This is a genomic window from Rhodococcus sp. 1168 (assembly GCF_002091955.1).
Taxonomy (GTDB): domain Bacteria; phylum Actinomycetota; class Actinomycetes; order Mycobacteriales; family Mycobacteriaceae; genus Rhodococcoides.
This window is the reverse complement of the sequence record NZ_MKKY01000047.1, coordinates 1-6,553: the sequence shown is the minus strand read 5'-3', so window position 1 is coordinate 6,553 and position 6,553 is coordinate 1. Positions and strand designations below refer to the sequence as shown.

The window sequence follows — 6,553 nt, the reverse complement described above, 5'->3', positions numbered from 1 at the left end:
AGCAGGCGTTTGAGCTTGCAGTTCTGCTCGCGCAGGTCCTTGAGTTCCTTCGCGGCGTCGGTGTCCATCCCGCCGTACTGGCGACGCCAGTTGTACAAGGTCGCCGCCGATACCTCGAGGTCTGCCGCGATCTCCTCCTGCGTCTTGCCTGCAGCGGTGAGTTCATCGGCGCGCCGTAGTTTGCGCACGATGTCCTCGGCAGAGTTGCGTTTCCGTCCAGCCATGTTCTCCATCGTCCTAATGGGACTCGATCGGCGAGTCTTCGTCACCGCGCAGCCCTGTCGGAGAATGCTGATCACTGAGCCGCTGGTGGGTGAGCACTTCATCGTCCGGGAGTGAACTTCTCGACTCCTGAGGATAGATCGTGCACCCACCAGTCGGTGAGGGTTCCACAGAACGCTGCTGGGGTGTCGTGCCGCACTGGGCACTGATCCATTAGGTCGCAGTCCGGATCCCTCGAAGGCTCACCGAGCAATGACCGAACGCGTGCGAGGAGAGGAATGCAACATGATTTTCGTAGGAGACGACTGGGCCGAAGACCACCACGATATCCACGTAATGAACACCGACGGTAAACGCCTGGCCACGCGCCGACTACCTGAAGGGTTGGCAGGTATCGCGGCATTCCACGACGTCGTGGCCGCGCACGCCCCCACGCCAGCCGATGTCGTCATCGGGATAGAAACCGACCGAGGGTTGTGGGTATCTATCCGCCCAGTTCATGGGCAACAAGACTCTAAAACAGGGTGGCCCCGTTTACCGGGGACACGCCAATTGGACCCGGTCCCGCGCTCGAAGTTGTTGTAGTTCAGCTGCCGTTGTCACACCGGGTTTTCGACGCTTCTATCGACGAACACGACCCGCTGGGTGTCGCAGTAGCGTTTCACCAAACTGTGGTGCTCCTCTGCCACACCAGCTACGACATTCCGCTGCATTACCGCTCCCTCATGGAGAAATTCAGTTTGGGGTGCTCGACACGTCCGCAGCGTCGGATCAACTGTGTCAGGCGGTCGCCGCTTCCGGTTTACGGGGTGGAAGCGCGGCCAATCTCATCACGTGAGCCAATGTGCTCTTGTGGACAATGGTCGGCAACACAAGGTTCCACATCTGGTTCAACCGTTCGTACAGGTCGGTTCTGCCGGTCAGCATCTCCGAGAGAATCTGCACGCCGGTGAACGAGCCCACAATGAAGCGGGCCAGCGCGTCGATGTCGGTGCCCTTGACGATGTCGCCGTCGTCGGCTGCTTGCAGCGCAATCTCTTTAATGGCGTCGATCCAGTCCAAGTACGGTTTTTCTATCGGACCCTGGATACTGCCGATTTCCATCGTCAAGCGCATGCCGCCTCGCACGATAGGCTCGGTCACGAGCTGCCGTGCCATCTCTTGCGACACCAGCACCAGCATCTCGACCGCGGTGTCAGACTGAGTGCCCACGAGTCGGGTGCCTTCCATGGCCATAGCGTGTTGCGCTTCGATGACCGCGTGCGCGAGCTCTTCTTTGGACGCGAAGTGGAAATACATCGCACCTTTGCTCACACCGGCGTGCTGCAGGATGGTTCCCAGGCTGGCGGAATAGCCGAACTTCTCGAAGCTCTTCGCAGCCCCCAAGATGGCGGCCTGGCGCGTAAGAACAGCGCGCTCCTGCATGTGGTACCTAGCTCTCGTCGATGGGGGTATGGCTCTCAACGATACGTCGAGAGCCACCCAACCAGGGTCGGGCCGTCATCTCGGCGGACACACAGTCCACTCGGTCATCGACGTGGACACCCTCCCGCGTTCTCTGTGCCAGCTCTCGGCAGAGCACCACTACCGGCACGGCGCCACACTTCACATCAACGAACCCGACCCACGCACAGTCGTCGACATCCTTGAACTTCATGCGGGACTGCCTCGGTTTTGCCTGTTCAGGCGGGCGTTTGCATGCAACGATGAACTCACGGCAACGTTGACGACGATGAGACCATTGAAGCTGATATGGGCGCGTCTCTTCGATGTCGTCGGCAGATGGTGGTGGACTGCCGTCTTCAGCCAGGTAGCGAGAAGTCCATCCATTTGTCGATCTCGGCCCGCGAGCGAAGTCGAACGATATCGAGGTAAGGCAGGCGTTTCGCCAGTTCGTCGATTCGCGTGTGGGTCTTGTGGTGCGTGGTCCACGCCCAATGAACAATATGGTCGGCTTCGAACAGAATTCGGTGCAGCGGCGGTTCGATGTTGTCATTCCACAGGACTGCTCGCCTGAACCGACGACGGATGGTCCGCGTGATGACCTGCCGCATCACGCATCGGCGCGGCAGGTCGAGCCAGACAACAAGGTCAGCGCAATCCGCAAGTTGGTCCTGAACTATGCCGTACTGCCATTCGGTCACCCACCCCGCTCGCGAACTGAATTCCTCCACGTCTGCTTGAAAAGATTCGCGACGAGTCCAGCCCGGGCCGTGGTAGTGGGCGTCGATCTCGACATGTTCGATACCGAGCGTGCGTGAGATAGATCCGGAGAGAGTCGTTTTCCCCGCGCCTGAGGTACCGGCGACGATGATTCGCGCAGGCCGACCTCGTGCCGGCGGTCGGGAATTACCACCTGGACCGGATACACAGTCCGATCCTCCAGCAGCTTGGCAGGCGCACGTCGAGGGTGTGCAGGCCCTTCTCGACGAAGCCACCGAGGAGAGCGAGTTCAGCCACCCGATGGTGGGCACCCACCGACTCGCCGACGCGATCGATCAGTTTTACACCCCGGATGTCTTAATGCACACCTGGGACTTGGCAACCGCCATCGGTCGAGCGCCGAACCTGGACCCTGCATTCGCCACACAGTTGCTCGACGGTATGGCCGGAATAGAAGACGGTCCGGCCGTCGCCGTGGATGCCGACGCAGACCCGGTGACGCGGCTGGCCGGCTTCATCGGGCGAGATCCGAGCTGGCCCAAAAATTCGTTGACGAGTAGCTGACCACCTGTGGAGCATTTTCGATGGCCCGTTCATGGACGATATTTGCCCTGGACGGTGGACCCCGATAGCGAGAAATGCGGGTTCCGCTGAGAGGATGTCCCCATGTGTGAAGTGGTCGACGGGCAGTGGACGTGAAGTCCCAGAACCGCCAGGATTGGGCCCCGCTCCTGCAAACGCTGGCCGGACGCCGAAAAAATGCACGGTCCATGGGCGGGCCCGAGAAACTCGCCCGACACCGGGCCGCCGGCCGAGTCGACGCCCGCACCAGAATCGATGAACTGCTCGATCCGGGTAGCTTCATCGAAATCGGCACTCTGGCCGGCGACGGTTCCACTCCCGCGGACGCTTTCGTCGCAGGCTCCGGTCTCATCGATGGCCGGCCTCTTCTGGTCGGGTCCGAGGACTTCTCGGTCAGCGGTGGTTCCATCGGGACCGCCGCCGCCACGAAGCGCGCACGGATCGCCATGCTCGCACAGCAGGAGCGACTCCCTTTGGTCATGATGCTCGAGGGGGCGGGGCATCGGGCCGTCAACGGCCTCTTCCCACACCGACCGGCACCCAACGATCTGCAGGCAATGAGCGAATTGGCCGGATTGGTTCCCACTGTGGCGGTGGTTACCGGCCCCTCCGCCGGGCATGGGGCGCTGACCGCGCCCCTGTCGGACTTCGTGGTAATGGTCGACGCGGATGCCGCGCTGTTCACTGCGGGTCCTCCACTGGTGCGGGCGTCGACAGGCGAGCAGGTCACCAAGAGCGAACTAGGTGGGCCCGCAGTACACGCGGTGGATAGCGGAGTCGTCCACAACGTCGTTGCCGACGTCGAGGAGGCACTCGCGCTGGTGCGACGGTATTTGTCGTATTTCCCGAGCAGCGCTTGGAATCGCCCGCCCGCGACGACAGCAGCATTCGGGCACGATCTCGACGAGCGCGACCTCGATGACTTGTTGGACATCATCCCGCCGAATCCGCGGAAGAGCTACGACATGCGGGAAGTGCTGGAGCAGCTGGTAGATGCCGGATCACTGTTGGAGATCCAGCCCGAGCATGGTGGTTCGATCATCACAGCCCTCGCCCGCCTCGGCGGACAGGTGGTGGCGATCGTCGCCAACCAGCCACTGGTACTTGCCGGTGCGATCGACAGGGCGGCCGCAGAGAAAGCGGCTCGATTCATTTCGATGACCAGCGCGTTCCACCTCCCGCTGGTGCAGCTGGCCGACAATCCGGGCGTTTTGGCCGGCAGTGTGTCGGAGCGCGCCGGAATCCTCCGCGCCTCGGCCCGCATGTTCGCAGCTCAGCACCGTGCGCAAGTGCCAAAGCTCCACGTGACCGTGCGCAAGGCCTTTGGTTTCGGCAGTTCGGTGATGGGGCAGAACGCGTTCGGCGGGCAAACTGTTTCGCTGGCGTTTCCCGGTGCCATGCTCGGTGGGATTCCGGCCGGTGTCGGCGGCGATACCGCCAAGGAAGATGAGCAGACACGAGCGGCACTGATCGAGAACGAGAACTCGGGCCCCTGGCGCTTGGCCGGCACGGTCACCTACGACGAGGTTATCGATCCGTGCCAGTTGCGGAACGCATTGCTGGGAGGTCTGCGAATGGCCCGAGGTCGTGACGCCTCACCGGTCGAACCGAATCGACACGTTGGCTATCTTCCCTGAGCGAAGCGGAGGACAGGGCGCGAGCTGAATTTCGTGCCTGCTGCGTGTGAGGGTCGGTCGGAGATGGTTGCTGTTGATATACATACACGAGGTGCGAGTGAATTTTGTTTACCGGAACACGGATCCAGTCGATGGACCGAGCGATATCAGACAATCGGTCGTTGGATCGAGCGTGAACATCTCAAAAGAGGACGAATGATGAATGCAGAGTTGACCATCCAGGAGCGACGAACACAGGCACTTGCGGCGGTCACCGCCCCGGGACGGCAATTCGAGCTTGTCTACGAGGACGTTCGCGGACAGCGAATGCAGGTGTTCAAAAACCGGGCGCGATCGCTGAGCGAGATTCTCATTGCGTCGGCAGCTTACGCTGATCGCGAGTACCTGGTATGCGGCGATCTTCGGTTGACGTTCTCCGAGCACCATGACCGGGTGGCCTCGCTGAGTCGGGCGCTACAGGAGAAGTACGGTGTGGGCAAAGGCGACAGAGTGGCGCTCTTGGCGGCCAACAGCGCGGAATGGGTCCTCTCGTTCTGGGCTGTGACCGCACTGGGCGCGATAGCCGTCGGGATGAACTCGATGTGGTCGGCGCGTGAAACCGCAGATGCCATCGAACTCTGCACCCCCATGCTCGTCGTAGCCGATGAGAAACGTCGAGCAATGCTCGACGATCCGAAAATCCCCGTGCTGAAGATCGAGGAGGACATTCCTCGATTCAGCCTTGAATTCTCGGGCGCCGAACTGCCGCCTGCCGTGGTCGAAGAGGACGACCCGGCCGTCATCATCTTCACCAGTGGCACCACAGGTAGGGCGAAGGGAGCCACGCATTCGCACCGCAACGTGATCGCCGCAGCCGACTACTTCGCCGTCAATGACGCTGCGGCTACCGAGATGGGAAGTTCGCGTCCGGAACAGCGCCGGGTGCTTCTTGCCGCGCCGCTGTTCCACATGATGTCACTGCACAACTTGGTGGTTCCACGGTTGGTCTTCGGGGACGCGGTGGTGATCTACCTTGGAAGGTTCGACATAGACAAGGCGCTACAGCTGGTCGAGAAGGAACGAGTGACCCAGTGGGGGATGGTGCCCACCATGGCCAACCGCCTCGTTCAGCTCGAGGACATCTCGGGCTACGACCTGTCCACTCTCACCACGATTTCCTTGGGGTCGGCACCGTCCTCTCCGTCACTGAAAACTGCGCTTCGCAAAGTTCTCCCTGACGCAGCGAAATCTCTGGGTACCACCTACGGACTCACCGAATCCAGTTCAGCCGCAACCATCGCGACTGCCGCCGACATAGCGCTCTACGAAGACTCTGTAGGCACCCCGGTTATGACCATGCAGGTGAAGATCCAGGAAGTCGGCGGAATCCAGGTGGCGGACGGCGTCGAAGGCGAAATCTGCTTGAGAGGCCCATTGGTGATGCTGGGCTACTGGAACAACGCCGTCGCGACAGCTGCTGCTATCGATGCTGACGGATGGCTGCACACGGGGGATATCGGCGTGATGCTCGACGGGCATCTTCGTCTGCGCAGTCGCCGATCCGACCTCATCATCAGAGGCGGCGAGAACATCTATCCAGCTGAGGTCGAAGCCGCACTGGCGGAGCACCCCGCGGTGCAGGAATGTGCAGTGTTGGGCGCGCCGCACGAAGACTTCGGTCAAGAGGTGGTCGCCGTAGTAGTGACCGCGACCGACACGACGGAAGCGGACCTGAAAGCGTTCATGTCCGAACGCATTGCGCGCTACAAGGTCCCAACTCGCTGGGTTCTCACACAGATCGAGTTACCACGTAACGCCACCGGCAAAATTGTGCGGCGCGGGTTGGAGTCGCTTGCGCCATAGGGATTCTGGGCTCGACAGTTCGGTCTTTCACCGCAGTCGCATTATGTGAGGCTCCCCCCGGATGGTGGACACCGAGATAGCGGGATCGATGGTTCCGCTGGAAGGAT

General features: G+C 61.3%; 6 protein-coding genes and 1 pseudogene. 4 read left to right on the top strand and 3 right to left on the bottom strand.

The annotated features are described in order from the left end of the window. On the bottom strand, positions 1–224 hold a 224-nt coding region (locus tag BJI47_RS08625), incomplete at its 3' end, for a transposase (protein WP_254900468.1). 283 nt (positions 225–507) lie between these two features. Here BJI47_RS08625 and BJI47_RS08620 point away from each other — a divergent pair. After that, positions 508–705 (top strand): annotated as a pseudogene (locus BJI47_RS08620) (transposase); the annotation flags it as partial. Positions 706–1,002: 297 nt separating this feature from the next. Here the strand turns inward: BJI47_RS08620 and BJI47_RS08615 are convergent. Both BJI47_RS08615 and BJI47_RS08605 read right to left on the bottom strand, forming a co-directional pair. Beyond that, positions 1,003–1,647, bottom strand: coding sequence for a ScbR family autoregulator-binding transcription factor (locus BJI47_RS08615; protein WP_088943336.1), 645 nt, complete (start codon positions 1,645–1,647; stop codon positions 1,003–1,005). Between the two features lie 377 nt (positions 1,648–2,024). Beyond that, positions 2,025–2,366 (bottom strand): hypothetical protein, encoded by a 342-nt coding sequence (locus BJI47_RS08605; protein WP_254900467.1) that lies wholly within the window; start codon positions 2,364–2,366, stop codon positions 2,025–2,027. Positions 2,367–2,532: 166 nt separating this feature from the next. Here BJI47_RS08605 and BJI47_RS23675 point away from each other — a divergent pair, with 166 nt between their 5' ends. The 3 genes from BJI47_RS23675 (at position 2,533) to BJI47_RS08590 (ending at position 6,446) form a co-directional block, all read left to right on the top strand. Beyond that, positions 2,533–2,949 carry a hypothetical protein gene (locus BJI47_RS23675; RefSeq protein WP_176224747.1) on the top strand — a complete coding sequence of 139 codons (417 nt, stop codon included), beginning with the start codon at positions 2,533–2,535 and terminating at the stop codon, positions 2,947–2,949. 125 nt (positions 2,950–3,074) lie between these two features. Continuing rightward, positions 3,075–4,604 carry a carboxyl transferase domain-containing protein gene (locus BJI47_RS08595; protein WP_254900466.1) on the top strand — a complete coding sequence of 510 codons (1,530 nt, stop codon included), beginning with the start codon at positions 3,075–3,077 and terminating at the stop codon, positions 4,602–4,604. Between the two features lie 195 nt (positions 4,605–4,799). Next, complete coding sequence (locus BJI47_RS08590; RefSeq protein ID WP_088943332.1) at positions 4,800–6,446, top strand: class I adenylate-forming enzyme family protein; 1,647 nt, start codon at positions 4,800–4,802, stop codon at positions 6,444–6,446. Positions 6,447–6,553: the final 107 nt, after the last annotated feature.

Coding starts and splice junctions, on each gene's coding strand:
- BJI47_RS08615 (WP_088943336.1), bottom strand. CDS start 1,647: ATGCAGGAGCGCGCTGTTCTTACGCGCCAGGCCGCCATCTTGGGGGCT.
- BJI47_RS23675 (WP_176224747.1), top strand. CDS start 2,533: ATGATTCGCGCAGGCCGACCTCGTGCCGGCGGTCGGGAATTACCACCT.
- BJI47_RS08590 (WP_088943332.1), top strand. CDS start 4,800: ATGATGAATGCAGAGTTGACCATCCAGGAGCGACGAACACAGGCACTT.